The following is a 25,679-nucleotide window of genomic DNA, read 5'->3' as shown; positions in this document are numbered from 1 at the left end:
ATGGCCCGTGGGGTTAACAAAGTCATATTGGTCGGTACATGCGGCCAGGATCCCGAAGTTCGCTACTTGCCTAACGGTAACGCCGTGACCAACCTGAGTCTGGCGACCAGCGAACAGTGGACCGACAAGCAGACCGGCCAGAAGGTCGAGAAAACCGAATGGCACCGTGTGTCGATGTTCGGCAAGGTGGCAGAGATCGCCGGTGAATACCTGCGCAAAGGTTCGCAGGTCTACATCGAAGGCAAGCTGCAAACCCGCGAGTGGGAAAAAGACGGCATCAAGCGTTACACCACTGAAATCGTGGTCGACATGCAAGGCACCATGCAACTGCTGGGCGGTCGTCCACAGGGCGACCAACAAGGCCAGGGCGGTATGTCCAACTCGGCACCGCGTCCACAGCAGTCGCGTCCGCAGCCAAGCCAGCAGCCACAGCGTGAGTCGCGTCCAGCGCCGCAACAGGCCGCTCCGCAGCCAGCTCCGGATTTCGACAGCTTTGATGACGATATTCCGTTCTAGGATATCGCTCGGCGCAATCCGTATCGCTTTCCCAAAAAGCCCCGTGAGCCCTGCTCTCGGGGCTTTTTTGTAATTTCGTGATGCATGAAGCTGCACCCGCAACGGATTAAATCATGGGATGGAACGATCGCCGGCCCCGACATTTGTCCTCAGGGGCCACTCGATTTAGGCTGTAACCCACTTCCACAGAACAAGGAGAGCCGCGATGACCTGGTCTGCCAAGCAATACACGATGTTTGAACAACAACGTACTCGTCCGGTCCGTGACCTGGTCGCGGCCATTCCGAATACCGCGGTGCACACAGCGGTGGACCTGGGTTGCGGCCCCGGCAACTCCACCCAAGTATTGACCGAACGTTTCCCGCAGGCGCAGGTGACGGGCCTGGACAGTTCCGAGGATATGCTGGTCGACGCCCGCAAACGCCTGCCCGCGCTGAACTTTGAGCTGGCGGACATCGGTGCCTGGAGTCCGTCGCAGACATTCGACGTGATCCTCGCCAACGCCTCGCTGCAATGGCTGCCAAACCATTCCACGCTCTATCCGCATCTGGTCGACCAGCTGGCGCCTGGCGGCACGCTCGCCGTACAAACCCCAGACAACCTCAATGAACCCGCCCACCGGCTGGCGCGCGAAGTGGCGGCAGATGGCCCATGGGCGGCAAAGATCGGCGCGTTCCAACACAATGAGCGCCACTCGGTGAGCTACTACTACGAGTTGCTGAGCCAACACTGCAGTACCGTGGATGTGTGGCACACCACGTACCAGCACCCGCTGTCGGATCATGCCGCTGTGGTGGAGTGGTTCAAGGGCTCAGGCTTGCGACCCTTTCTCGCGCCACTGAGCGATAGCGAAAAAGCCGCCTTCCTACAGGAATACCAGGCGCGGATTACACAGGCTTATCCAGCACTAGGTGATGGCACTGTATTACTACCCTTCCCGCGCCTCTTTATCATCGCGACCCGCTGACGGCACAGAAGCAAGCAGCGCTTACGCCGCTGCTGCTTGCGCCTTCAAATACTCATCCGCCGACACTACGCCCGCGTAGCCAAATGCCAACGACGCCATATACGCGCCATGCACCTGCGCCGCCGGAATCACCTGCCCGTTGAATTCCAGGTCGCGGGTGGCGCACGCGTCATGAATCACCGTGACCTTGTAGCCCAGGTCCGCTGCGGCCCGCACCACCGCATCGATGCACATATGGCTCATGCTGCCGACCACCACCAGTTCGGTGATGCTGCGCTGCTCCAGCAGGGCGCGTAGAGGGGTTTCGCGGAACGCATTCACGAAATGTTTAAGCACCACCGGCTCGCTGCCCTCGTTCAGCACCTTGGGGTGCAAATAGGCACCCTCAGAGTTCGGCGTGAAAAACGGTGCATCCTCGGATGTGAACTCATGGCGCACATGAATCACTGCATCCCCGTTCTGGCGAAACGCCTGGAGCACCTGCGCAGCCTTGTCCGCGGCGGCTTCCACGCCATCGAGCGGCCACTTGCCTTGAGGGAAGTAGTCGTTCTGGATATCGATTAGGATGAGCGCTTGCTTGGCCATGGGTATTGCCTCGTGATGGGTTGATGGGGCCAGTATGTTAGCTGGCGCCGCAGCGGGGGATTGGCTGCACCGACAATAACAGGGGGAAAACTGACAATGGCGGTTGTTGAGCTGGGCGTGTTGATCTACCACGGTGCGCAGTTGGCAGCGGTGCATGGGCTGACCGATCTGTTCGGTGTCGCCAACCGGATCGCCGCCGAGCATCAATCCGCACAGCTGCCGTTGCTGCGGGTGAGCCACTGGCAGGTGGATGGCGATGGCACACCCACGCGGGTATTCGACAGCCACCCAGGGCCTGAGCAACCGATGATGGCGGTGCTGGTGCCGCCTTCAATCGGCGAGTTCACCGAAGACCAGGCGCCGCCCGCGCTGCTCGAGTGGATTCGCCAGCAACACGCTGCGGGCACTGTGCTCGGTGGCGTGTGCATCGGTTCGATCCTGCTGGCGCGCAGCGGTCTGTTGGACGGGCGCAGCGCCACCACCCATTGGTCCTCAGCCAAATCCTTCGCGACCCGTTATCCGGCCGTACGCCTTGAGGCGGATAAACCGATCGTCGATGACGGCGACCTGATCACCACCGCCGGGCTGATGGCCTGGTCCGAACTGGGCCTGCGCCTGGTCGACCGCCTGATGGGCCCCAGCGTCGCCGCCGCTACCGCGCGTTTCCTGGTGATCGAGCACAGCGACAGTGCCAGTCAGTGCGGCAGCAACTTTGCGCCGATCCTCAGCCACGGCGATGCGGCCATCCTCAAGGTCCAGCATTGGTTGCAAGCCAGTGGCGCGGTGGATGTGTCCGTGGCCGCCATGGCGCAAGAGGCGGGGTTGGAAGAGCGCACGTTCCTACGGCGTTTTCGCAGTGCCACGGGATTGAAGCCCACCGAATACTGCCAGCATTTACGTGTTGGCAAGGCGCGGCAAATGCTCGAGTTCACCACCGCCACCATCGACCACATCGCCTGGACCGTGGGGTATCAGGACCCTGGTGCATTTCGCGCCACCTTCAAGAAGATCACCGGTTTGGCCCCCAGTGATTACCGCAGCCGTTTTGGTGTGTGAATCGTGCAGAACGCCCCACGGTCAAGGAGGTGTCGTGCAGAATAATACAGGCCAACTGCTATCGCTTTTTGCGCAAGTGATTGATTTCAAACCCCTCACTTTTGAACCTGCCTTGGCCTGATCCCTGCAACCTTCCACCCACACACATGGCGGGATGGCCAAGGGGGATGCATGACCCCGACTCAACGCAAGAAATGGGTAGTCGCTCACTCCACGCGAGAGGGCGCTCCCCGGCATGAAGTCGAAACCAACCGAGCCCTTGCGCGCTGGCTGGCGCAAATCCTTGGGCTCAAGTACGGCGGTGATTACGATCCACGCAAACACGCCGGCTGTGAACGCTACCTGCTTCCCACGCAAACACTGATTGGCCCTGCACAGGCGCGGGCCCTTGATATCAAGGGTCCCGAAGACCTGTGGGGCGGTTATGTGGAGCATGATTTCATCGGCACCAAAGCCATCAGTCACGGCCTGCTGGGCCCGGACGCCGCGGCCCCCGAAGGCTGGTCGCCGTTGTTCTGCGAGCGCGTGCGCGACGTTGTGCTGGACGGCCTGAGCGTATTTGCGCTCAACGATGCACGGGAAGCCGCCAAACGCTTGCTCTACAGCGGGCCGATCCGCCTGAAACCGGTGCATGCCTGCGCCGGGCGCGGCCAGGAAGTTATCCACAGCCTGGATGAGTTCGAGGCCGTGCTGGCGCGCCCCGAAGCGGCCCGGATGTTCAGCGAAGGCGTGGTGCTGGAACAAGACCTGCACGATGTGGTCACCCATAGTGTGGGCCAGAGTTTTATCGGCGATCACGTCATCAGCTACTGCGGCGAGCAATACCTGACCCAGGACGGACAGGGCGAGGAGGTCTACGGTGGCTCCAACCTGCTGGTGGTGCCTGGCGGTTATGACGATTTGCTCAAGCTCGAGCTGCCCGGCGACGTGCGCCAAGCCATCGAGCAAGCCCAGGTCTTTGACGCGGCCGCCGATGAGGCTTACCCGGGTTTCTACGCGTCCCGGCGCAACTACGATATCGCCCAGGGCCTCGACAGCGACGGCCAGCGGCGCAGTGGTGTGCTTGAACAATCCTGGCGCATGGGTGGCGCCAGCAGCGCGGAAGTCGCGGCGCTGCAGAGCTTTATCAACCACCCGGGCCTCAAGGCCATTCATGTGTCTTCGGTAGAGACCTACGTGGACCAGGCGCTGCCCGCGGATGCTATCGAGGTGTACCGAGGCCCGGCGGAAAACAGCGACTTTCTTCTCAAGTATGTGACGGTTAAATCTTATGACGGCTAGAAGCGAAAGCATTGCGATCGACATCGACGACGAACAGATGAGCGGCACGTTCCTCAGCCCCAAATCGAAGGTGCCGGGGGTGTTATTCGTGCACGGCTGGGGCGGTAGCCAGGAGCGCGACCTGGAGCGCGCCAAAGGTATCGCCGGCTTGGGATGCGTGTGCCTGACGTTCGATCTGCGTGGCCACGCGGGCACAGGTATCCCGTTGTCCCGCGTGACCCGTGAAGACAACCTGCGCGATCTGCTGGCGGCCTACGACCGACTGCTCTCGCACCCGGCCATCGACACCTCGGCGGTGGCGGTGGTGGGCACCAGCTACGGCGGCTACCTGGCGGCGATTCTCACCTCATTGCGCCCGGTGCGCTGGCTGGCGCTGCGCGTGCCGGCGCTGTACCGCGACCAGGAATGGCTCAAGCCCAAGCGTGACCTCGATAAGGCCGACCTGATGGATTACCGCAGCACCCTGGTGCACGCCGAAACCAACCGCGCGCTGCAGGCCTGCGCGCAATTTACCGGTGATGTGCTGATTGTCGAATCGGAAACCGACGACCATGTGCCCCACGCCACCATCATGAGCTACCGCGCGGCGTGCCAGCACACGCACTCCCTGACGCACCGCATCATCGATGGTGCCGACCACTCCCTGAGCGATCCAGTGTCACAGCAAGCCTACACCTCGATCCTGGTGGACTGGATCACCGAGATGGTGGTGGGCGAGCGGTTGAGCATCATCCAGTCCCAGTAACGCGATCATGCCGGTGTTTTCTTCACCCGTAGTGCCTTGGCTTTGGCCTCGACACCGAGGTACATCACCAGAGCGATCAGCAGCGGCAGGATAAAGTAGATGGCGCGATAGGCGATCAGCCCGGCCAGCAAACTGCCGCGCGACGCTTCATGTTGCAGCAGTGCGATAAACACCGCTTCCAGTACCCCGAGCCCGGCGGGGATATGGGTGATGACACCGGCGATCGCGCTGATCAGCAGCACGCCCAGCACCAGCGGGTAGTCCAGCTTGGCGGGCAACAAGGTGAAAATCACCGCCGCCATCAGCGACCAGTTCAACGCGCCCAATGCCAACTGCAGGCAGGCCATGCGCAGCGACGGCAGGTTGATCTCGATGCCGCGAATCGACCATGCACGTTTTGTCGAGAATTGGCACGCCGCCAGATAGCCCAGGCTCGCCAGCACCAACAGCACACCCACGCCCTGCAGGGCGCCGCTGCTGAGCTTCCAGCCCGGCGGCATGGTCACCAGGCCGCTGCTGAACACCACCCCGGCCAATGCCATATAACCGAACCAATTGGTGGCCAGGCTCAGCCCGAGAATCTTGGCGATATTGCCGGTGCTCACCCCCAGCCGCGAATACAGCCGATAGCGCATGGCGATTCCGCCGACCCAGGCACTCAGGTTCAGATTGAACGCATAGCTGATGATTCCGACGGGCAGGATCTGCTTCCAGCGCAGCGGTTGGCGAATGTAGGTGCGGCCGATCAAGTCGAAGCAGGCGTAGACGATAAAGCTGCATAACGTCAGCGTGCCCGCGATCAGCAGGGTGCGCAGCTTGAAATCGCCCAGGGTCTGGAACACTTCGCTCCAGTCGATACGCCTTGCGAGCAGGGTGAGCAGCACGATCAGCAGCACGAAGAACGCCACGGTCAGCGGTTTCTTCCAGCGCTTGAAGCGGGAACCGTTGGCTTCAGATGTCATGGGTTCGAGCCTCGAAGGGTTTCAACCGTGGCTTGTGCGCCGGCAACCAGCCGGTCAGCGCGGGGAAGTGGCGCATCACATGGAACACCAAGAAACCGACGGTCAATCGCCATAGCCACAGGCGCGGCTTGCGGTTTTCCGGCATGGTCTGGCAATGCTCCTTGGCGAGTACGTCCAGGCGTTCGTACAGTTGCTGATTGAACGCCCGGTCACGAATCAGCACGTTGGCCTCCAGGTTCAGCGACAGGCTCAACGGGTCGAGGTTGCTCGAACCCACGGTGCTCCACTCGTCATCCACCAGCGCAACCTTGCCGTGCAGCGGACGCTGGCAATATTCATGAATCACCACACCATCCTTGAGCAAGTAGTCGTAGAGCATGCGCGCGGCCAGCTTGGCCAGCAGCACATCGGGCTGGCCCTGCATGATCAATTTCACCTTCACGCCACGGCGCGCCGCATTGCGGATCTCGCGCAGCAAGCGGTAACCGGGGAAGAAGTAGGCATTGGCAATCACCGCGCGTTCCTGGGCTTTGCTCAAGGCATGGATGTAGGCCTCTTCAATGTCGTCGCGGTGTTGCAGATTGTCGCGGTAAATCAGGCGCACCAGGCCGTCGCCTGTATCGGTCGGCCAAGGCGATGGCCGTTGCTGGCGCCGTCGCCAACCGCGCCGCGTGCGCACCTGGCGGCCGCTTTGGGCGAGGGCGAAATGATGCAGGTCGGCCACCGCCGGGCCTATCACCTGCACCGCGTAATCCTGCTTGGCCTCGGGGCCGAAATCCCCCAGGTGATCGGCAGAAAAATTGATCCCGCCGATAAACGCCACGGCGGCATCCACCACCACGATCTTGCGGTGCAGGCGGCGAAACCAGTTGGTGCGAATACCCAGGGTCTTGGACGCCGGGTCAAACATCTGCACGGCCACCCCGGCCTGGGCCAATTCGCCGAGAAAAGCGGGGCTCAGTTCGCCGCAGCCAAAGCCATCCAGGCTGACCACCACCTTGACCCCACGCTGCGCCGCGTCGATCAAGATGCGTTGCAGCTCATGGCCGACCTTGTCTTCGAAGAGGATAAAGGTCTCCAGCAGGATTTCCCGCTGCGCCCCGCGCAAGGCGTCGAACACTTTGGGAAAGTAGGCCTCGCCGTTCTCCAGCAACTCGAGCCGGTTGTCCGGCTGCCAGCCGTAATCGACGTCGCGGGCCTTGGCTTCATCCGGCGGCTGGTCGGTAGCAATGTGCTCAACGGCAATGTTCATAGTTCAATCTCCACCGACAGGGGCACGTGGTCTGACAGATGGGACCAGGGGCGGGTGGTCAGCACCTTGGGGTTATGAATCTTTAGATTGCGCACATAGATGCGGTCCAGTGCCAGCAGCGGCAGGCGCGCCGGAAAGGTGCGTGCGAGTTTGCCGTGGGCCTGCATGAAGACTTCCTGCAGGCCGCTCTGGCTGAGGTCGGCGCGTTGGCGCCAGTCATTGAAATCGCCGGCCACCACCAACGGCGCATCCGCCGGGATCTCGCTGATACGCTGCTCCAACAAGCGCAATTGCTGCTGGCGATGCACCTCGCGCAAGCCCAGGTGGATGCAGATTGCATGCACCTCCTGCCCGGTGCCCGGCAGGCGCAGCACACAATGCAGCAGGCCGCGGTTTTCATGGCCGCTTTGGGATATGTCGAGGTTGTCGTAACTCACGATCTGGAATTTCGACAGCAACGCATTGCCATGATCGCCATGGGGGTAGACCGCGTTGCGCCCGTAGGCGAACTGCGGCCAGATGCTGTCGGCGAGGAACTCGTACTGCGGCATGTTCGGCCAGTCGCTGTAGCGCTGGGGATGGCGCTCGTGGGTGCCGTGGATTTCCTGCAGGAACACCATATCAGCGCCCACACTGCGTACTGCTTCGCGCAGTTCCGGCAGGATGAAACGTCGGTTCAAGGCGGTGAAGCCCTTGTGGATATTGACCGTCAGCACCGTGAAGTGGGTGATGGCGACGGTGGGCGTAATGGGGACCCATTCCGGATGCGTCATGGCAACACCCCCGGGTCAGGCAACTTGCCGGGCTCGGTGGAAAGCTGCCTGTCCAGCCCGAAACGCTGCAGCAAGTGGCGTGCATCGAAGGGCGCACGCACTTTGATGTCATTGTCGAAAAAGCAAAACACATCCCGCTGTTTGCGGGCGCGCGGTTTGTGCTGCGGGGCGGCCAGGTGCGCATCGGCCGGTTGCTTGCCGTGGGCCCAACGTTCGATGCGATCGCCCCAGCGCTTGAGGGCTTCATCGGTATAACCGCTGGCGTACAGCTGCTTGTCGCCGTGCAAACGCAAGTACATGAAGTTGGCGGTAACATCTTCGAGATACGGCCACTTGCCGGCGGTGTCTGCCACCACCAGCGCCACGCCGTGCTTTTCCAGCATCTGCACAAACTCCGGCACCGCGAAACTGTTATGACGAATCTCCACCGCGTGGCGCAGGGCGCGCTTGCCGTGGGCCTGCAGGCTGGCCTTGCCGTTCAGGCGCGGCTCATGCTGGTGGGCGAGGGTGGCGGCCTGCCGGGTGTCGGTGGGCAATTCGGCGAGGAAGGCTTCGAACAGCAGCGGATCGAATTTAAAGCTGGGCGGAAACTGCCACAGGATCGGGCCGAGTTTGTCTTTCAGCTCCAGCACTCCGGAGGCGCAGAAGTTCGCCATCGGCTTGTGCACATCCTGCAGGCGCAGGATATGCGTGATGTAGCGCGGTGCCTTGACACTGAACATGAAGTCTTCAGGCGTCTGGGCATACCACTCGGCGTAACGCTTGGGAGTTTGCAGCGCGTAGAACGAACCGTTGATCTCGATGCTGTTGACGGCGCGTGACGCAAACTGCAGCTCGCGTTTCTGGGTCAGCCCCTCGGGGTAGAAATCCCCCCGCCAAGGCGTGTAGCGCCAGCCGGAAATGCCGATATGAATCGCCGCCATGGTTACTCCCGTCGATGTGGGTCGATTGACCTCCGTTTTGGGATGACCGTGCAATTTGCGCGAAAGTTTCCACCGTCCTACAGACGGTGCAGGTTCAAAACTGTGCCAAGGGCCACCACGCCTCACCCCGGCATGCAGGCCGCATTTGATAGTTGCCCAAGGGGCAAAGATGCTGAAACAGGGGAACGATCAGTGCTCAAATCCGTCAGTTCCTTACAGACCCTTCTGAAGGAGCCCGGTGTTTTGCTGAATCTAAAGACTGCATTACTGCTCGGCGCGCTGCTGTTCTGCGGCAGCGGCGCACTGTACGCCGCGGCCACCGCGCCGGAGCCCGAGGCGCCGGCCAAACCGGAGTTGCTGGTGGAGGGTGGATTGCTCGGTGCCATCAGTTCCAGCATCGATGATGTGCAGAACAAGCTCGACCTCAATCAGAACCTTGTTGATGCCTGGCGTTTACGCGCGGACCGCGCGGCGGATGAAGTCGGCCGGTTGGTTGACCAGACGTCGGAGCGTTCGCCGTGGAGCGTGGCCGGCGACTTCCTGCTGCTGTCCAGTGTGTGGATTGGCGCCTTCGCGCTGTTGACGTTGCTGGGGCGCTTTATCGTGCGGCGCTTGAACCGGCGCCCGTTCGTCGAGCGCCGCGGGCGCCTGCAAGGTGTACTGGGTTATGTGGTGCCCTACACGATCCCGGCGTTGATCTGCCTGCCGCTGACGCTCTATGTCAGTCACTTCCTGCCCACGTCCATAGGTCGCGCCCTGGCGCTGTGCTTTGCCTATGCGACCAGCAGCGGCATCTTCTCCACGTCGATGCTGCTGTGCGTGATTGTGATGTTCAACGTCGGTCATAAGCGGCCGGCGGTGCAGATCATTCGCGACTACTGCCCCAAGCCGCTGTTCCTGATCGGCTTCCTCGCCGCCCTCAGCGACGCCCTGACCAGTCCGCAGATCGCCCGCCAGCTCGGCGGCAATATCACCAGCAGTATCGCGGTGTTTACCGGCCTGTTCGCGGCGGTGATCTTTGGCGTGCTGGTGGTGCGCCTGCGCCGCCCGGTGGCCCACCTGATCCGTAATCGACCGCTGGCCCAGCGCCTGAAACACCCGGCGTTGCAGCAGTCGCTGCGGGTATTTTCTGGCCTTTGGTACTGGCCGATCCTGTTGATGGTGCTGGTCTCGGCGATCAACCTGATTGGCGCCGGCGACGACAACCAGAAAGCCCTGCGCTGCGCGCTGTTCACCACGATTCTGTTGATCGGCACGGTATTCCTGAGCACGGTGCTGCAACACCTGTTCAAGTCCCGCAGCCAGGTGGCGATCCAGCGCAGCAGTGCCTACAAGGAGCGTTTCCTCAGCCTCTTGCACGCGATCCTGCGTATCGTCATGGCCATCGCCTTTATCGAAATCCTCGGGCGCATCTGGGGCGTATCGCTGTTCGAATTTGCCCAGCGCAACTCGGTAGGCCGTGCGATCAGCGACTCCCTCAGCAGCATCGGCCTGATCCTGTTGATGACCTGGTTGTTCTGGGTCGTACTCGACACGGCGATCCAGGAAGCGTTGAAACCGCCGGTGAACAAACGCTCCAACCGCCAGCCCAGCACAAGGGTGAAGACCATCCTGCCGCTGCTGCGCAATGCGATCAAAATCATCCTGGTGGTGATCTGCGCAATCACCACCATGGCCAACCTGGGCATCAACGTCGCGCCGTTGCTGGCGGGGGCCGGTGTGGTCGGCCTGGCGATTGGTTTCGGCTCCCAGCAATTGGTGCAGGACGTGATCACCGGCCTGTTCATCATCATCGAAGACACCTTGTCCATCGGCGACTGGGTGGTGCTCGACTCCGGCCATGCCGGCACCGTCGAAGGCCTGACCATCCGCACCCTGCGCCTGCGCGACGGCAAGGGCTTTGTGCACTCGGTACCGTTCGGGCAGATCAAGGCGGTCACCAACCAGTCGCGGCAATTTGCCTATGCGTTCTTCTCGGTGCAGTTCACCTACGACACCGATGTGGACAAGGCCGTGGAGCTGATCCGCGAGGCCGGGCAGTCGATCCGCGACGATGTGTTCCTCAAGTACAACCTGCAAGGGCCGCTGGAGGTGTTTGGCGTCGACAAGATGGACCTCAATGGCGTGGTGCTCACGGCGCAGTTCCGTACCGTGTCGGGTGGGCAATACGCGGTGAGCCGTGCGTTCAACCAGCGTTTGAAAAAGCTTGTGGATAACTGCGATGAGGTGCACTTCGCGCAGACTTATCCACAGCAGGTGCTGTTGCCCAAGCGTACATCCCAGGTGGATGAGCCGGATGAAGAGATGCCGGCGTCGGTGGTGTTGACGGAGCAGCCCAGGCCTCAATGAGGCCCTCAAATTCAATGCCTGATCAACTTCTCCTGCACCGTCTGCTGATCCACCTCCAGCAACACCTGCTGCTTGCCGGCGATCATCACCGCCGCCGGCAATCCATCCCGATACACAACCCGATTCCCACTCACCGCCGGCACCTTGCTGCCCGGTAACAATGTGCCCACCAGGTTCAGCGGGTCAGCCCCGCACACCGCAATCAAACTCCCGTCATGGGGCCTGCGCCGCACTTCGCGCAGCAACGGGATCGCCTCCGGCAACGCAAACTGCTCACCCGCCAGCCCGCTGACAAACCGTCCACCGCGAATCTCACCCCGGGCCTCCAGCCGATGGAATGTGCGCAGCAGTTCGCGCCAACTCGGCAACCAATCCGCCTCGCGCTCCAGCAAGCGCCAGAACACCACGCCATAACGGCGCAGCAAGGTCATCGCCACATGTTCCAGGGTTTCGGCCGAGTGCGGGCCGGCGGCGGTCGAGGGGCGGCGAATCAGCGCCCAGCGCCCGGCATCGTCCATGCCGCCGATAAACGCCCCCCGCCCGCGCCGACTGCTGCGCGCCTGGCGCTTGCTGGCCGGGGTGGTCAGTGCGCGCAACCCGGCAAAGCTGTCGGCATTCACTAGGCCGGCGCCGACCAGTTCCTGCAACGCGGTTTCCAGTTCGCTGCGCAGCAGATGGGCTTCGTGCACCAGCTCATCGAAAAACAGCGCGCCGTGTTCGCGCAAGGCCAGGTGGACTTTCTGCGCCTTGGGCGACAGCGTCGTGCTGTCGGTGGGTTCGGTGAGCCCGCTCCACAAGGCCACCTGGCTGCGCGGCAACAGCACCACCGGCGTACTGCGCAGGGCCATGGCGCCGGATTTGTTGCTCAAGCGCGTCCACACCAGCTTGCCGCTGCGGCACAGCTCGTCGAGCCAGGTCGATGAGTAATCCTTGAGCCGCGCACTGAGCAGGTCACTGTCCCAGGCCGACGTGGCGGCGGCGTAGCCTTCGAACTGGCCGACAATCTGCGGCAGCATCGCGTTGCCCTGGCCCCGCGTGCTGTCGGACAGATGCTGCCAATCGAACAGGAAACGCATGAAATCCTGCAGCGCCACCGGCTCGATTTCCCGGCGCAGGCGCTTGACCGTGTAGCGATGAATGCGGGCGAGCAGATGCCGTTCGCACCATTGTTCCTCGAGTGCGCCGGGGCTGAAGCGACCGCGCAGCACGTAGCCTTCCTGCTCGAGGCGGGCCAGCGCCTGGGTGACGTCGGCCAGCGGCAATACCAGCGGCGCGGCGATCTCGATAATGCTCTGCGGGCCGAAGCTACCCAGGCGCGCACGCAGCACTTCTACCAGCGCGTCGTCAAAGGCCCAGGCCTCATCGAAGCCGGGGAGCAACGGCAAGTTGTTGGGGTAGATCGCCTGCAAACACCCCAGGCGTTCCAGCGCGACCCACAGGCCATTGGACAACTGAAAAGCGCGGCCAGCCTTGGCCAAGGCGTTCAGCCACTCGGCCCATTGCGCCGTGACTTCGTGGCTGGCGATGCACGCCAGGCTCATCAGTGCCTCATGCATTTCATCCACGCCATGGGGCGCCGGCCAGGCCTCTTCGCGCACGCCGGCGATGGCGTCCGCATCCAGTGCGCCGAGGTCGTCGGTGCTCTGCGGGTCGCTCCAACGGCGGTTGAGCACGGCCTGGGTGCGGCGTTCTTCCAGCGGTGCGTCGTCGAGAAAGGTGTAGGGGCGCGCGCTGAGGATCTCGGCGGCCATGGGCGAGGGCGCCGGCAGGTCGCGACTGATCAAGCGCACTTCGCCGCGCTCCATGCGCCGCAGCAGGGCAAGCCAGGCGTCGCTGTCCATGGCTTCGTGCAGGCAGTCATCGAGGGTTTGTTCCACCAGCGGGTGCTCGGGTACTTCGCGTTCACCGGCGAGGTTTTCCAGGCAGGCGATCTGGTCGGGGAACACACTGGCGATCAGGTCTTCGCTCTTCATGCGCTGCAGCTGCGGCGCCACTTTGCGTCCGCCGGTAAAGCGCGGCAGCGCCAGGGCCACGCCGGCGTTCCAGCGCCAGCGCACGCCGAACAGCGGCGCATCCAGCACCGCCTGGATCAGCAGGTGTTCAGCACTGTTGCTGTTGAGGTAACACCACACCTCATCCAGCTCGAAACTGTGGCTGGTGGACAGCGACAGCACGATCGCATTTTCGCTGGCTGCCGCTTGCAGCTCAAAGTTGAAGGTGCGGCAAAAACGCTTGCGCAAGGCCAGGCCCCAGGCGCGGTTGACGCGGCTGCCGAACGGCGTGTGGATGATCAACTGAGTGCCGCCGGATTCGTCGAAAAACCGCTCCATGATCAACGTGTCCCGGGACGGCAACGCGCCGAGGGCCAGGCGCGCGCGGGCCAGGTAGTCGAGGATCTGTTCGGCGCTGGCGCGGTTCAGGCCAAGGGTGCCGATGAGCCACTCTTGCGCCGGTTGCAGGTCGCCGGGGCTGGCGCTGAGCAGGGTGTCGAGTTGCCCCTGCAAACGTGCGACAGCGGCGGATAACTCATTGCTGCGCCCCGGCGCTTCGCCGAGCCAGAACGGAATAGTCGGCGGCTGGCCATGGGCGTCTTCGACCCGCACTTTGCCGGCTTCGACTCGCAAGATCCTGTAGGACGTATTACCGAGCTGGAAGATATCCCCGGCGATACTTTCCACCGCGAAGTCTTCGTTGACGCTGCCGATGTTCAGGCTTTGGGGTTCGAGCAATACGCTGTAGTCGGCGTTGTCGGGGATGGTGCCGCCGCTGGTCACGGCGGTCAGCTTGGCGCCACGGCGGCCGCGCAGGGTGCGGGTCATGGCATCGCGGTGCAGGTACGCGCTGCGGATACCCTGGCGCCCGTTGTAGCCCTCGGCGAGCATCTGCAGCAGCGCCTGGTAGTGGCGTTCATCCAGGGCGGCGTAGGGCGCGGCGCGGTGGATCAGGTCAAGCAGGGCCTGCTCCGGCCACTCCTGGGCACTGACCTCGGCGATGATCTGCTGGGCCAGCACGTCCAGGGGCGCCACCGGGATCTGCAAGGTGTCCAGTTCGCCCCGCCGCACACAATCGAGCAGGGCGGCGCATTCGATCAGATCGTCGCGGGTGGTGGCGAACAGGCGCCCCTTGGGCGTGCCGCCGACCTGATGCCCGGAGCGGCCCACCCGCTGCAGAAAACCGTTGATGGAGCCCGGCGAACCGATCTGGCACACCAAATCGACATCGCCGATATCAATCCCCAGCTCCAGGGACGCGGTGGCGATCAGCACTTGCAGCTCGCCAGCCTTGAGCCGTTGCTCGGCATCCAGGCGCATCTCCTTGGCCAGGCTGCCGTGGTGGGCGGCCACGGCGCTCTTGCCCAGGCGCTCGCTCAGGTGCCGGGCCAGGCGTTCGGCCAGGCGCCGGGTGTTGACGAAGATCAGTGTGGTGCGGTGCTCACGGGCCAGTGCAGCGAGGCGGTCGTAGACCAGCTCCCAGACATCGTTGGCCATCACCGCCGACAGCGGCACCGGGGGCACTTCAATATCCAGGTCACGGGGGCGGGCATGGCCGATGTCGACGATGTCGCACGCCCGGTCGGTGCCCACCAGAAAGCGCGACACCGCCTCGATAGGCTTTTGCGTGGCCGACAGACCGATGCGGGTCAGTGGCTCGGCACACAAGCCTTGCAGGCGCTCCAGGCTCAAGGCCAGGTGGCTGCCGCGTTTGCTGGCGGCGATGGCGTGGATTTCATCGACGATCACCGTGCGCGCGCTGGCCAGCATCTGCCGGCCGGAGTCCGAGCCCAGCAGCACGTAGAGCGATTCCGGCGTGGTCACGAGGATATGCGGCGGGCGCTTGCGCATTTGTGCGCGGTCTTTCTGCGGGGTGTCGCCGGTGCGCACGGCGGTGCGGATCACCAGCGGCGGCAGGCCCAGGCGCTGCAAATGCTCGGTGATCCCGGCCAGCGGGGTTTGCAGGTTGATCTGGATGTCATTGGACAGCGCCTTGAGCGGCGACACATACACCACCAGCGTCTCGTCCGGCAGTTGCCCGCCGTTGGCCAGGCCCTGGTGCACCAGGTCATCGAGCACCGCGAGGAACGCCGTCAACGTCTTGCCGGAGCCGGTGGGCGCCGCGATCAGCGTCGAGCGGCGCTGGCGGATCAGCGGCCACGCCTGGGCCTGGGCGCTGGTCACCGAAGGGAAGGTGTGGCGGAACCAGGTGCTGACGGCGGGGTGGAAGCCGTTCAAGACCGTGTCGGTTGATTCAGGAAGGTTCATGCCTAAGTTATGCAGCCCACTCCAACAAGTTGCAACCCCGCACTTTATCCGTGACGGTTGCGCTACAAACCCGCAAAATGCAACGATTCTGGAATAAACCTACGGCACGCCTCACGGGCTTGCCGACCATAACCATCGTTCCAAACAGACCGGGCCTGCTCAATCTATGCGAATGCGCCTTATGTTACTGGGCGGCGGGAATGCCCTCGGGCAGGCGCTGATTCGCCTCGGTGCAGAGGAAGACATTGGTTTCCTCGCACCCAAACCGCCCCAAGACGGCTGGGATGCCGCAAGCCTCACCCAATTGCTCGACGACACCCGTCCCGATGCGTTGATCAACCTCGCCTACTATTTCGACTGGTTCCAGGCCGAAGCTGTCAGCGAAACCCGCCTGGCCGCCCAGGAGTTCGCCATCGAGCGCCTGGCCGAACTGTGCCAGCACCACAACATTACCCTGCTGCAACCGTCCAGCTACCGCGTGTTCGATGGCTCCCGCGCCACCGCCTACAGCGAAAAGGACGAGCCGGTGCCCCTGGGCCTGCGCGGCCAGGCGTTGTGGCGGATCGAGCAAAGCGTGCGCGCGACGTGCCCGCAACATGTGCTGTTGCGTTTTGGCTGGCTGCTGGATGACAGCGTCGACGGCACCCTCGGGCGCTTCCTGGCCCGGGCCGAGAAACCGGATGAGTTGCTGATGGCGGACGACCGCCGCGGTAACCCGACGCCGGTGGACGATGCCGCACGGGTGATCATCTCGGTGCTCAAGCAACTCGATTGCGCGGCGCCGCTATGGGGCACTTACCACTACGCCGGGCATGAGGCGACCACGCCGCTGGCGCTGGGCCAGGCGATCCTCACCGAAGCGCGCAGCTACCATGCGCTGGCCATCGAAGCGCCTACCGCCCAGGCCCACGCGGCACGGCCGGATGCGGCAGACGAACCGCAGCATGCGGTGCTGGCCTGCAAGAAAATCCTCCACACCTTCGGCATCAAGCCGCGGGCGTGGCGAGCGGGGTTACCGGCGTTGCTGGACCGGTTCTACCGCCATAGCTGACACGACACAAAGCAAAATGTGGGAGGGGGGTTGCTGTGGTGATGGGGACTTGTCCCTCACCACAGCAACCCCCCTCCCACATTGGTTATGCAGTGTTGCTTAGAACTTGTAGCCGATACCTACCATGTAAACCATCGGGTCAACGTCCACATTGACCTTGGCACGGGTGCCAGGCGCCACGGCGTTGTTTTCCACGGTGGCCTTGGTGCTGATGTCGATGTAGCGCGCCTGGGCGTTGATCATCCACTTGTCGTTGATCATGTAGTCCGCGCCGATCTGCGCAGCCCAGCCCCAGGAGTTCTCGGCCTTGAAGTTGCTGAAGCCGGCTTCGGAGGCGCGGCTGCCGACGTGTTCGTCGTAGATCCAGGTGTAGTTGATACCGGCGCCTACGTACGGTTGGAACGGGGATTTATTGTCCAGCGGGTAGTACACGACGCTCAGGGTCGGTGGCAGGTGTTTCAGCGTACCGAGCTTGCCGTTGGCGGCGCCGAGGGCGGTGCCCTTGATCTTCACGTCATGCTCGAACGGCGTGGCCGCCAGCAGTTCGATACCGACATGGTTGGTGAGCATATAGGCGAAGTTCAGGCCCAGCTGGGTGTCGCTGCTCATGGTCGCCTTGCCGCCCAGGTTGGCGCCGGCCAGTGGGCCCTGGTCAACTTTGACGGTGCTGCTGTCTGCCTTCGGGTTCACGGTGATTGCACCGGCACGAATCAGAATGTCACCCGCTTCGTGAGCGTGGACGGCAGGGGCGGCGAGTGCGAGGGCGAAGAGGGACGCGCCGAGCAGAGACTTGTTCATGGGAGCTCCAGAGGACGTTTAGAAGTTGTACGTCCAATGGTAAAGATCGTTCCGTCCGGTCTTTTGACTCAGCTCAATGAAAGGGCGATCAGCGTTATTCCGGCAGTTCGTAGATATAAATTTTCTCGGCATCCATCTGGTAGCCGGCGTCGGCCAGTTCACTGGTGGACGGTTTGACCTGCATCGCACCCTCGATCCAGTACGGCTGGTAGAGCTCATCGAGCTTCACGCCGAGTTCGCTTTTCACGTGCACGATCTGGTTCGATGGCGGCGGCGGCACATGGATGCACGCGCCGAAATACGGCACCAGCAGGAACTCGGTGGTGCGGCCTTCTTCACTGACTTCCAGCGGCACGATATACCCGGGCAGGCGGATGTGCTGGCCATCGAGGCTCTGCACCACCGGCGCATTGGGCAGATCCTGCTTGGCCGCTGGCGCCGCTTCGACGGACAAGGCATCGGCCATGTTCGACAGGTCGTGCAGCGGTTTCATGTTGGGGATTTCCGGCGGCGCGTCCGGCGGGATCATCTCCTGCCAGGACAAGTCCTTGGGCTGGTCCTCTGCCCAGGCGGGCACGGCCACCAGCAGCAATAACGCAAACAGAGCGCGACGCATCGAAGCCTTCCTCATAAACGTATGGACAGGCCATCGGCCAGGGATTGTCGGTAGGCGCGCCACGCGGGCACGCTGCCCATCAATAGCGCTGCAGCCAGGATACCGGCGAGCAGGGTCCATTCATATTCGCTGGGCCACGACATCGGCAGGTCCAGGCCGTAATTGGCCTGCAAATACCCGCGCGATGCGGCGATGCACACATACAGCAAGCCCACGCCTGCGATCACGCCGGACAGGGCCAGGGCGAAGGCTTCGAAAATCAGCAAGGTTGCGATATGCCACGGCCGCGCGCCCACCGAGCGCAGGATCGCCATTTCGCGGCGGCGTTCGTTGAGGCTGGTGAGAATCGCCGTGAGCATGCCGATCAAACCGGTCAGCACCACGAACAGCGAGATCACGAACAAGGCTTTTTCGGCGGTGCCCATCATGCTCCACAGCTCTTGCAGCGCCACGCCGGGCAGGATCGCCAGCATCGGTTCGCCACGGAATTCGTTGATCTCCCGCTGCAGGGCGAAGGTGGAAATCTTGTTGTTCAGGCCGAGCATAAAGGCCGTGATGGCTTGCGGGGTGAGGTCCATGTTGCGCGCCTGGTCGGCACTGATGCGGCCTTTGCCCTGGGCCGGTACGCCGTTGTGCCAGTCGATATGGATCGCCTCCATACCGCCGAGGCTGATATGCAGCGTGCGGTCCACCGGTGTACCGGTGCGCTTGAGAATACCGACCACGGTGAACGGTTTGTCATCGTGTTTTACCAGGCTGACCACCGCCACGCCGTGGGCCAGCACCAGCTTGTCGCCGAGCTTGTAGTGCAGGGCATCGGCGACTTCGGCGCCGAGTACTACTTCGAACGGGTCGGTGGCGAAGGCACGGCCGCTGGCCAGCTCCAGGTTTTGCTTGCGCCCGTACTGGTAGTGCTCGAAGTACGACTCGTTGGTACCCATGACGCGGTAGCCGCGGTGGGAGTCGCCGAGGGAAATCGGGATCGCCCATTTCACCTGGGGGCTGGCGGCGAAGTGCTCGTAGCTGTCCCAACGAATGTTGTTGGTGGCGTTGCCGATGCGGAACACCGAGTACAGCAGCAGGTTGACCGAACCGGAGCGCGCGCCGACGATCAGGTCGGTGCCGCTGATGGTGCTGGCGAAACTGTTGCGCGCCTCAACGCGCACGCGCTCCACCGCCAGCAGCAGGCACACCGACAAGGCGATGGCGAAGGCGGTGAGGATCGCGGTAAAGCGGCGGTTAGCCAGGCTGGCCATGGCTAGACGAAACAGATACATCTCAAACCTCTGCGGGCGTGGCGGCGCGATTGAGTTCGGCCAGCGACAGGTTGCGGTCGAACAACGGCGCCAGGCTCTGGTCATGGCTGACAAACAACAGGCTGGCGCCGGCTTCGCGGCATTCGGCGAACAGCAGTCGAATGAAGGCTTCGCGGGCGTCGTAGTCCAGGGCCGAGGTGGGCTCGTCGGCGATCACCAGCTCCGGTTGGCCGATCAGCGCACGGGCGGCGGCCACCCGTTGCTGTTGGCCGATGGACAACGAGTCGGCACGGCGCTCCAGCAGGTCTTTGTCCTTCAAACCCAGGTGCGCCAGCAAGGTCGCGGCGGCCTGGTCGACGCTGCCGTGGCGTTGGATCGCCCGTTGCGCGCGCAGCTTGGAAAAGTGGCAGGGCAACTCGACGTTCTCGCGCACCGACAGGAACGGCAGCAGGTTGAACTGCTGGAAGATATAGCCGGTGTGGTCAACACGAAAGCGGTCCCGGGCGCCGGCCGAGAGTTCGGTCAGCTCCTGGCCGAGCAGGCGGATGCTGCCCTGGCTGGGCTTCTGCACACCGCCGAGCAGGCCGAGCAAGGTGGTTTTGCCACTGCCGCTCGGCCCCTTGAGAAACAGGGTTTCCCCCGCTTCCAGGCGGAACGCGGGGATGTCCAGTAACTGTGGGTGACCGGGCCAGTTGAAGCCCAGGTCAGACAGTTCGATCAATGGGTGGGTCATGGGCACTCAGAACTTCAGGGTGGCTGCTGTGGCCGTCGCTTCAACACCTTGCTGGCCGCTCGGGCCGATCAGTTGTACCTGAATTTTCTGGGTGGCGGGGAAGGTCTTGAACACCTGGGTCAGGTCCAGGTTGCCCAGGGCGGTCGGCGTGGCACAGGTGAATTGGTAGTGGGCGTGGATTTCACTGTGATCGTGATGATGCTCGTGGGCGCCGTCTTTGGCGTCGTGGTCATCATCGTCGTCGTGGTCGGCTTCCGGTTTGTCGCCGAACAGCGGGCTGTTGAGTTCCTGGGAGCTGATCACGCAACCGGCGGCCTTGGGCAGGTTGAACAGCGCCAGTGGGTTCTCCAGTTGTTTGCGTGCAGCGGCGACCTTGGCTTTGTCGGCTGCGCTGGTGGCGAGGTGTTCGAAGCCCACCAGGTTCATCGCCGGGCTGTCCAGTTCAAGCTCCAGGGCCTGGCCGTCGAGTACCGCGTTAAGGCGGCCTACGCCATGTTCGTGGGCGCCGAGGCTGCCGTGTTCGTGATCGTGGTCATGCTCGTCGGCAGCTTGAGCGATGGCGAGTGGCAACAGGGCAAACGGCAAAGCAAGCAACAGACGGCGCATGGGAAAGCTCCAGAGATGAAAGTTTTGTTATGTGATCTTATAACAATAGTGCCGAGAGTTTGCCCGCCCGCTTGGCGTTGCGCAAGCCGCATGGGAGCATGCTCGTCAGAAAAAATGCAGGAGTAAGGACGATGTTGCGAATTCGTGGAACCATCGGCGATCTGCCGGTGGACTTGACCCTGGAGCTGGACGACGGCGATTGGGCACGACTCGGCGCGCAGTTGCAGGCGACGCCAGTGGCAAGCGCGACCGCCGCGCCGGTCAAGCCGAACGATGATCTGTGGCAGAACGCCCAGGACCTGTTGCGCAACGCCGGGCAACTCAGCGGCCTGGAACTGCTTGATCGACTGGAAGGTTTGGCGGGGGATGCCGCGGCGGGCAAGCGCCTGTTGGTGCGCCTGCGCCATAGCACCAAGGTCAAGGTGGCCAGCGGCGGGGATACGCCGCTGTACAGTTGGATCGGCGATTAGTACAGCGCGGCGAACAACTTGCGGCGGTACACGGTCACCAGCGGGTGATCATTGCCCAGCAGTTCGAATACCTGCAGCAAGGTCTTGTGCGGCAGGCCTTCGCTGTAGCTGCGGTTGCGGATAAACAGCTTGAGCAAGCCTTCCAGCGCCGCGTCGTACTGCTGGCGCGCCAGTTGCTGGATGGCCAGTTGATAGGCGGCTTCGTCATCCTGCGGGTTTTGCGCCAGGCGGCTTTTCAGCTCGGCGGCGTCCGGCAGGTCGGCGGCCTGGCGCAGGAAGGTGATTTGTGCCTTGGCGCCGGCGAGGGCGGCTTTGTGGTCATCGCTCTTCACCGCATCGAGCACGGTTTGGGCTTCACCCAACTCACCGCGTTCGGCCAGGCAACGGGCGTACAGAATCAACGCGGCGGCGTTGGTGTTGTCTTCACCCAGCAGCGCCACCAGCACGGCCTCGGCGTCGCTGATGCGGCCATCGGCAAACAGCGCCTGGGCCTGCTCCAGTGGGTCAGCCGCCGCCGGTGGTGGCATCTTCACGTGAGGCTCCAGCATCGCCCGCACCGCCGACTCCGGCTGCGCCCCGGCAAACCCATCCACCGGCTGGCCATCCTTGAACAGCACCACCGTCGGCAGGCTTTGAATGCCAAAGCGCGCGACGATGTCCTGCTCCGCTTCGCAATCAACCTTGGCCAGCAGCAGCTCACCCTGATAACTCTGGGCAATCTGCGCCAGCATGGGCATCAACGCCTTGCACGGCGCGCACCACTCGGCCCAGAAATCCACGAGCACGGGTTTTTCGAAGGAGTTCTGGATCACGGCCTGGTCGAAATTGGCGCTGGTGACGTCGAAGATGTACGGCGTGGGTTCACTCATGGGGCGTCTCGAATAAAGCGGGAATGGGGCAACTATAAGGGCTGGCGCCGCGAATGGTACAGGCTCACCTTGCGAAACTCCCAAGGCTCGGCCAAGTCCGGCAACGTCAGTGCATCGAGTATCTCCAGCCGTTGATAAGCCGGGTGCTGGAAGTCCCGCACGCGCGAGTCCGCCACCAGCGCTTCGCGGCCTCGGCTGAGGAAGTGGTCGAGCAACGGCAGGTTGGCGCGGTCGTAGAGCACGTCGGCGACCAGGATCAGGTCGAAGCGATCGGCTTCGGCGAAAAAGTCCGCCGAGTAACTCAGTTCCACACCGTTGAGTTCGGCATTCGCCCGGCAGGACGCTAACGCCAGCGGGTCCAGGTCGCAGGCCACCACTTCCAGCGCGCCGGCTTTGACCGCGGCAATCCCGGCCACACCGGAGCCCGCGCCGAAATCCAGCACGCGCTTGCCTTTCACCCATTGCGGGTTCGCCGCCAGATACCGCGCCAGCGCCAAGCCGCTGGCCCAGCAAAAACTCCAGTAGGGCGGTTCATGCAGGATGCGCCGGGTTTCCTCGGGGCTGAAGGCGCGGTCCATGTTGTCCGCATCCAGCAGCCACAATGAAAGCGCAGTACCCGGCAGCGGGCAGGGCACCAGTTGGGCGTCGCCGATCAGCGCGCTCAGGGCGCGCTGCAAGTCCAGCGGCGGCGTCATGGCGCCTTGACGAGTTCCAGAGGGCCGGTGGTCTGGGTGATCGCCTGGGTGATGCGTACGGCAGGCAGGTGCAGGATCAATTGGCCGGACTGGCTGGCACGGCCACGCAATTCAACCCGCGCACCGGCTGGGAACGCCTCGGGGTTGTAGCGCAGACGGAAGGCCAGGGGCTTGCCGTTGCCGGTCAAGACGCTGCTCGCCAACAGTTGTTGCGGGCGCGAACGGTCATCGATCACCAGCAGCGCCATCTCGACTTCGGCGCCGGCCGGTACGTTGGTGAGGCTGCCGCTGATTTCGCGTTGATAGGCGGGCAGGGGACCGAGGTCTTCAATGCCGGGGACTTTTTTCTCTTGTGCGGGCGTCGGTTGAGGGGCGGCCGGCTTGGGGGCTTCGCTGCTGCAGGCGACCAGGACACTGAACACGGTGAGCAAAACAAGTGGTCGTAACTGCATGTACGGCTCCAGAAAAGGACAAAATCCGTGGCTTGAAATATAAGAAACATATAGGCCTGCCTATATACCGTAAAGGCTATGGCTTGTCTTGCCACAGGGATGCGCTACCATGGCCCTCCCTTTTTTTGTTGCCTGCCACCATGCACTGTCCCTTCTGCGGTGCCAACGACACCAAGGTCATTGACTCGCGTCTGGTCGCCGAGGGCGATCAAGTGCGTCGCCGGCGCGAATGCCTGGCCTCTGGCTGCGGTGAACGTTTCACCACCTTCGAAACCGCCGAACTGGTATTGCCGCGCCTGATCAAGTCCGACGGCAGCCGCCAGCCTTTCGACGAAGAAAAACTGCGCGCCGGTATGCAGCGCGCCCTGGAAAAACGCCCGGTGAGTGTCGAGCGGCTGGAGGCGGCGCTGGCGCATATCAAGCACAAGCTGCGCGCCACCGGCGAACGCGAGGTCAAGAGCCTGGTGGTGGGAGAGCTGGTGATGGGCGAGCTGCAAAAGCTCGACGAAGTCGCCTATATCCGTTTCGCCTCGGTGTATCGACGCTTCCAGGACCTCAACGAGTTCCGCGAAGAGATCGACCGCCTGGCCCGTGAGCCGGTCAAAGAATGAACCCACTTTCTGCTGAACAGGCTGTGCTGGACGCCCATTACATGGCCCGCGCCCTCGAACTGGCGCGCAACGGCCTGTACACCACCCACCCCAACCCGCGTGTGGGCTGCGTGATTGTCCGCGCTGGGCAGATTGTCGGCGAAGGCTGGCATGTGCGCACCGGCGAGCCCCATGCGGAAGTGCATGCCTTGCGGGCTGCCGGTGACAAGGCGCGCGGCGCCACGGCGTACGTAACCCTCGAGCCCTGCAGCCACTACGGCCATACCCCGCCGTGCGCCGATGCGCTGGTGAGTGCCGGGCTGGCGCGGGTGGTCGCAGCGATGCAGGACCCCAACCCGGAAGTCGCCGGGCGCGGCATGCAGCGCCTGGCCCAGGCCGGAATCGAGGTGCGCAGCGGCGTGCTGGAAGGTGAAGCCAGGGCCCTGAATAAGGGCTTTCTCAAGCGTATGGAGCATGGCCTGCCGTTTGTGCGGGTCAAGCTGGCGATGAGTTTGGATGGCCGCACTGCCATGGCCAGCGGCGAAAGCCAATGGATCACCGGCCCCGCCGCCCGCGCCGCCGTGCAGCGCCTGCGCGCCGAGGCCAGCGTGGTGCTGACCGGTGCCGACACCGTATTGGCCGACGGTGCACGCCTGACCGTACGCGCCGCCGAACTCGGCCTGGACGACGCCACCACGGCCCTGGCCATGTCGCGCCCGCCGCTGCGCGTGCTGATCGACGGCCGTTTGCGCGTGCCGCTCAACGCACCGTTCTTCAAGGCCGGCCCGGCGCTGGTCATCACCTGCGTCACCGCGGAAAACCAGTTCCCCCGTGGCCCCGAATGCCTGGTGGTGCCGGGCGTGGACGGCCAGGTCGACCTGCGCTCGGCGCTGGTGGCGCTGGCCGCCCGTGGTGTCAACGACGTCTTGGTGGAAGCCGGCCCAAGCCTGGCGGGCGCGTTTGCCCAGCAGGGCCTGGTGGACGAATACGTGATTTTCGTCGCTGGCAAGTTCCTCGGCTCCGCTGCCCGGCCTTTGCTGGACTGGCCACTTGAGAAGCTGGCCGACGCTCCCCAACTCAAGATCACTGAAATGCGCGCTGTAGGCGACGACTGGCGAGTCACTGCCATCCCTGTGCCAGCAGCGAGCGTATAATTCTGACCGGGCGCTCAAGTGCCCGCACCGTTTTCCAGGAGTAACGCCATGTTCACCGGCATTATCGAATCCATCGGCAGCATCCGCGCCATGACCCCCAAGGGCGGCGACGTGCGCCTGCTGGTTGAAACCGGCAAGCTCGACCTCGGCGACGTCAAGCTGGGCGACAGCATCGCTGTCAGCGGCGTGTGCCTGACCGTCGTCGAACTGCCGGGCAACGGCTTTGCCGCCGACGTCAGCCGGGAAACCCTGGACTGCACCGCGATGAACGACCTCAAGGCCGGCAGCCCGGTCAACCTGGAAAAAGCCCTGACCCCGACCACCCGCCTTGGCGGCCACCTGGTCAGCGGCCACGTCGACGGCGTCGGCGAAGTGGTGGCCCGCAGCGAAAATGCGCGCGCCGTGGAATTCCGCATCCGCGCGCCCAAGGAGCTGGCCAAGTACATTGCCCACAAAGGCTCGATCACCGTCGACGGCACCAGCCTGACCGTGAACGCCGTGAATGGCGCCGAATTCGAACTGACCATCATTCCCCACACCCTGAGCGAGACCATCATGGCGTCGTACCAGCCTGGTCGCCGGGTGAACCTGGAAGTCGACTTGCTTGCCCGTTACCTGGAGCGCCTGCTGTTGGGCGATAAGGCCGCAGAGCCTGCAGCCGGGAACATCACCGAAAGTTTTCTGGCCGCTAACGGCTACCTGAAATCCTGACCAAGGGGGT

At 63.3% G+C, this 25,679-nt stretch carries 25 protein-coding genes; 11 read left to right on the top strand and 14 right to left on the bottom strand.

Going from position 1 to position 25,679, the window contains the following annotated elements; translation table 11 throughout:
• Positions 1-516, top strand: a complete 516-nt coding sequence (locus NIBR502773_RS11995) for a single-stranded DNA-binding protein (RefSeq protein ID WP_003232445.1) — start codon at positions 1-3, stop codon at positions 514-516.
• Between the two features lie 205 nt (positions 517-721).
• On the top strand, positions 722-1,483 hold the full coding sequence (gene tam, locus NIBR502773_RS11990) for a trans-aconitate 2-methyltransferase (protein WP_141156127.1): 762 nt from the start codon (positions 722-724) through the stop codon (positions 1,481-1,483).
• A gap of 21 nt (positions 1,484-1,504) precedes the next feature.
• Here the strand turns inward: tam and NIBR502773_RS11985 are convergent, their stop codons facing one another.
• The gene (locus NIBR502773_RS11985) at positions 1,505-2,068 is read right to left on the bottom strand and encodes a cysteine hydrolase family protein (RefSeq protein WP_141156126.1); all 564 of its coding nucleotides are present in this window, start codon (positions 2,066-2,068) and stop codon (positions 1,505-1,507) included.
• 96 nt (positions 2,069-2,164) lie between these two features.
• On the opposite strand from NIBR502773_RS11985, the gene NIBR502773_RS11980 reads away from it, so the two are divergent.
• The 3 genes from NIBR502773_RS11980 to NIBR502773_RS11970 all read left to right on the top strand — a co-directional run bounded on the left by NIBR502773_RS11980 (position 2,165) and on the right by NIBR502773_RS11970 (position 5,150).
• Positions 2,165-3,124 carry a GlxA family transcriptional regulator gene (locus NIBR502773_RS11980; RefSeq protein WP_098480845.1) on the top strand — a complete coding sequence of 320 codons (960 nt, stop codon included), beginning with the start codon at positions 2,165-2,167 and terminating at the stop codon, positions 3,122-3,124.
• 171 nt (positions 3,125-3,295) lie between these two features.
• Complete coding sequence (locus NIBR502773_RS11975; protein ID WP_115487476.1) at positions 3,296-4,405, top strand: DUF3182 family protein; 1,110 nt, start codon at positions 3,296-3,298, stop codon at positions 4,403-4,405.
• Positions 4,395-5,150 (top strand): S9 family peptidase, encoded by a 756-nt coding sequence (locus NIBR502773_RS11970; RefSeq protein WP_027605173.1) that lies wholly within the window; start codon positions 4,395-4,397, stop codon positions 5,148-5,150. Before NIBR502773_RS11975 ends, NIBR502773_RS11970 begins: the two co-directional genes overlap by 11 nt.
• A 5-nt stretch (positions 5,151-5,155) precedes the next feature.
• Here NIBR502773_RS11970 and NIBR502773_RS11965 read toward each other — a convergent pair whose 3' ends face one another.
• Genes NIBR502773_RS11965 through NIBR502773_RS11950 form a run of 4 tightly spaced genes read right to left on the bottom strand, consistent with a single transcriptional unit; the run spans position 5,156 to position 9,060 of the window.
• Positions 5,156-6,112, bottom strand: a complete 957-nt coding sequence (locus NIBR502773_RS11965; RefSeq protein ID WP_141156125.1) for a lysylphosphatidylglycerol synthase domain-containing protein — start codon at positions 6,110-6,112, stop codon at positions 5,156-5,158.
• Positions 6,102-7,364: a cardiolipin synthase ClsB gene (gene clsB, locus NIBR502773_RS11960; protein WP_141156124.1), complete on the bottom strand. Its 1,263-nt coding sequence runs from the start codon at positions 7,362-7,364 to the stop codon at positions 6,102-6,104. Before clsB ends, NIBR502773_RS11965 begins: the two co-directional genes overlap by 11 nt.
• The gene (locus tag NIBR502773_RS11955) at positions 7,361-8,137 is read right to left on the bottom strand and encodes an endonuclease/exonuclease/phosphatase family protein (protein WP_141156123.1); all 777 of its coding nucleotides are present in this window, start codon (positions 8,135-8,137) and stop codon (positions 7,361-7,363) included. Before NIBR502773_RS11955 ends, clsB begins: the two co-directional genes overlap by 4 nt.
• The gene (locus NIBR502773_RS11950; protein ID WP_141156122.1) at positions 8,134-9,060 is read right to left on the bottom strand and encodes a DUF72 domain-containing protein; all 927 of its coding nucleotides are present in this window, start codon (positions 9,058-9,060) and stop codon (positions 8,134-8,136) included. Before NIBR502773_RS11950 ends, NIBR502773_RS11955 begins: the two co-directional genes overlap by 4 nt.
• A 243-nt stretch (positions 9,061-9,303) precedes the next feature.
• Between NIBR502773_RS11950 and NIBR502773_RS11945 the strand changes: the two genes are divergently transcribed.
• Positions 9,304-11,409, top strand: coding sequence for a mechanosensitive ion channel family protein (locus tag NIBR502773_RS11945; protein WP_115487481.1), 2,106 nt, complete (start codon positions 9,304-9,306; stop codon positions 11,407-11,409).
• 11 nt (positions 11,410-11,420) lie between these two features.
• Here NIBR502773_RS11945 and NIBR502773_RS11940 read toward each other — a convergent pair whose 3' ends face one another.
• Entirely contained in the window at positions 11,421-15,668 is a 4,248-nt protein-coding gene (locus NIBR502773_RS11940) for a DEAD/DEAH box helicase (protein WP_141156121.1), read from the bottom strand.
• A gap of 166 nt (positions 15,669-15,834) precedes the next feature.
• Between NIBR502773_RS11940 and NIBR502773_RS11935 the strand changes: the two genes are divergently transcribed.
• Positions 15,835-16,719 (top strand): sugar nucleotide-binding protein, encoded by an 885-nt coding sequence (locus NIBR502773_RS11935; protein ID WP_027605180.1) that lies wholly within the window; start codon positions 15,835-15,837, stop codon positions 16,717-16,719.
• A gap of 99 nt (positions 16,720-16,818) precedes the next feature.
• Here the strand turns inward: NIBR502773_RS11935 and NIBR502773_RS11930 are convergent, their stop codons facing one another.
• The 5 genes from NIBR502773_RS11930 to NIBR502773_RS11910 all read right to left on the bottom strand — a co-directional run bounded on the left by NIBR502773_RS11930 (position 16,819) and on the right by NIBR502773_RS11910 (position 20,728).
• Entirely contained in the window at positions 16,819-17,517 is a 699-nt protein-coding gene (locus NIBR502773_RS11930; protein ID WP_131700324.1) for an OmpW family protein, read from the bottom strand.
• A 94-nt stretch (positions 17,518-17,611) separates the two neighbouring features.
• Positions 17,612-18,133, bottom strand: coding sequence for a DUF3299 domain-containing protein (locus NIBR502773_RS11925; protein WP_065942251.1), 522 nt, complete (start codon positions 18,131-18,133; stop codon positions 17,612-17,614).
• Between the two features lie 11 nt (positions 18,134-18,144).
• Positions 18,145-19,410: an ABC transporter permease gene (locus NIBR502773_RS11920; RefSeq protein ID WP_027605183.1), complete on the bottom strand. Its 1,266-nt coding sequence runs from the start codon at positions 19,408-19,410 to the stop codon at positions 18,145-18,147.
• 1 nt (position 19,411) lies between these two features.
• Positions 19,412-20,122 (bottom strand): ABC transporter ATP-binding protein, encoded by a 711-nt coding sequence (locus NIBR502773_RS11915; protein ID WP_027605184.1) that lies wholly within the window; start codon positions 20,120-20,122, stop codon positions 19,412-19,414.
• A 6-nt stretch (positions 20,123-20,128) separates the two neighbouring features.
• The gene (locus NIBR502773_RS11910) at positions 20,129-20,728 is read right to left on the bottom strand and encodes a DUF2796 domain-containing protein (RefSeq protein ID WP_092358196.1); all 600 of its coding nucleotides are present in this window, start codon (positions 20,726-20,728) and stop codon (positions 20,129-20,131) included.
• A 131-nt stretch (positions 20,729-20,859) separates the two neighbouring features.
• Here NIBR502773_RS11910 and NIBR502773_RS11905 point away from each other — a divergent pair, with 131 nt between their 5' ends.
• Positions 20,860-21,198 (top strand): hypothetical protein, encoded by a 339-nt coding sequence (locus NIBR502773_RS11905; RefSeq protein ID WP_141156120.1) that lies wholly within the window; start codon positions 20,860-20,862, stop codon positions 21,196-21,198.
• Here the strand turns inward: NIBR502773_RS11905 and trxA are convergent.
• From trxA to NIBR502773_RS11890, 3 genes are read right to left on the bottom strand one after another with little or no spacing between them, the layout of a single operon-like run.
• Entirely contained in the window at positions 21,195-22,067 is an 873-nt protein-coding gene (trxA, locus tag NIBR502773_RS11900) for a thioredoxin (RefSeq protein WP_115487486.1), read from the bottom strand. The genes NIBR502773_RS11905 and trxA overlap by 4 nt on opposite strands.
• A 32-nt stretch (positions 22,068-22,099) precedes the next feature.
• Positions 22,100-22,762, bottom strand: a complete 663-nt coding sequence (locus NIBR502773_RS11895) for a methyltransferase (RefSeq protein WP_065942245.1) — start codon at positions 22,760-22,762, stop codon at positions 22,100-22,102.
• Positions 22,759-23,214 (bottom strand): YbaY family lipoprotein, encoded by a 456-nt coding sequence (locus NIBR502773_RS11890; protein WP_027605189.1) that lies wholly within the window; start codon positions 23,212-23,214, stop codon positions 22,759-22,761. The genes NIBR502773_RS11895 and NIBR502773_RS11890 overlap by 4 nt, the downstream gene beginning before the upstream one ends.
• Positions 23,215-23,354: 140 nt before the next feature.
• Between NIBR502773_RS11890 and nrdR the strand changes: the two genes are divergently transcribed.
• From nrdR to NIBR502773_RS11875, 3 genes are read left to right on the top strand one after another with little or no spacing between them, the layout of a single operon-like run.
• Positions 23,355-23,825, top strand: a complete 471-nt coding sequence (nrdR, locus tag NIBR502773_RS11885) for a transcriptional regulator NrdR (protein WP_027605190.1) — start codon at positions 23,355-23,357, stop codon at positions 23,823-23,825.
• Complete coding sequence (gene ribD / locus NIBR502773_RS11880) at positions 23,822-24,958, top strand: bifunctional diaminohydroxyphosphoribosylaminopyrimidine deaminase/5-amino-6-(5-phosphoribosylamino)uracil reductase RibD (protein WP_065942243.1); 1,137 nt, start codon at positions 23,822-23,824, stop codon at positions 24,956-24,958. Before nrdR ends, ribD begins: the two co-directional genes overlap by 4 nt.
• A 48-nt stretch (positions 24,959-25,006) precedes the next feature.
• On the top strand, positions 25,007-25,669 hold the full coding sequence (locus tag NIBR502773_RS11875; RefSeq protein ID WP_027605192.1) for a riboflavin synthase: 663 nt from the start codon (positions 25,007-25,009) through the stop codon (positions 25,667-25,669).
• Positions 25,670-25,679: the final 10 nt, after the last annotated feature.

The sequence above is a fragment of the Pseudomonas sp. NIBRBAC000502773 genome, from assembly GCF_006517195.1.
Lineage (GTDB): Bacteria > Pseudomonadota > Gammaproteobacteria > Pseudomonadales > Pseudomonadaceae > Aquipseudomonas > Aquipseudomonas marginalis.
The sequence above is the reverse complement of the archived record's forward strand: the minus strand, read 5'-3'. Positions and strand labels throughout refer to the sequence as shown.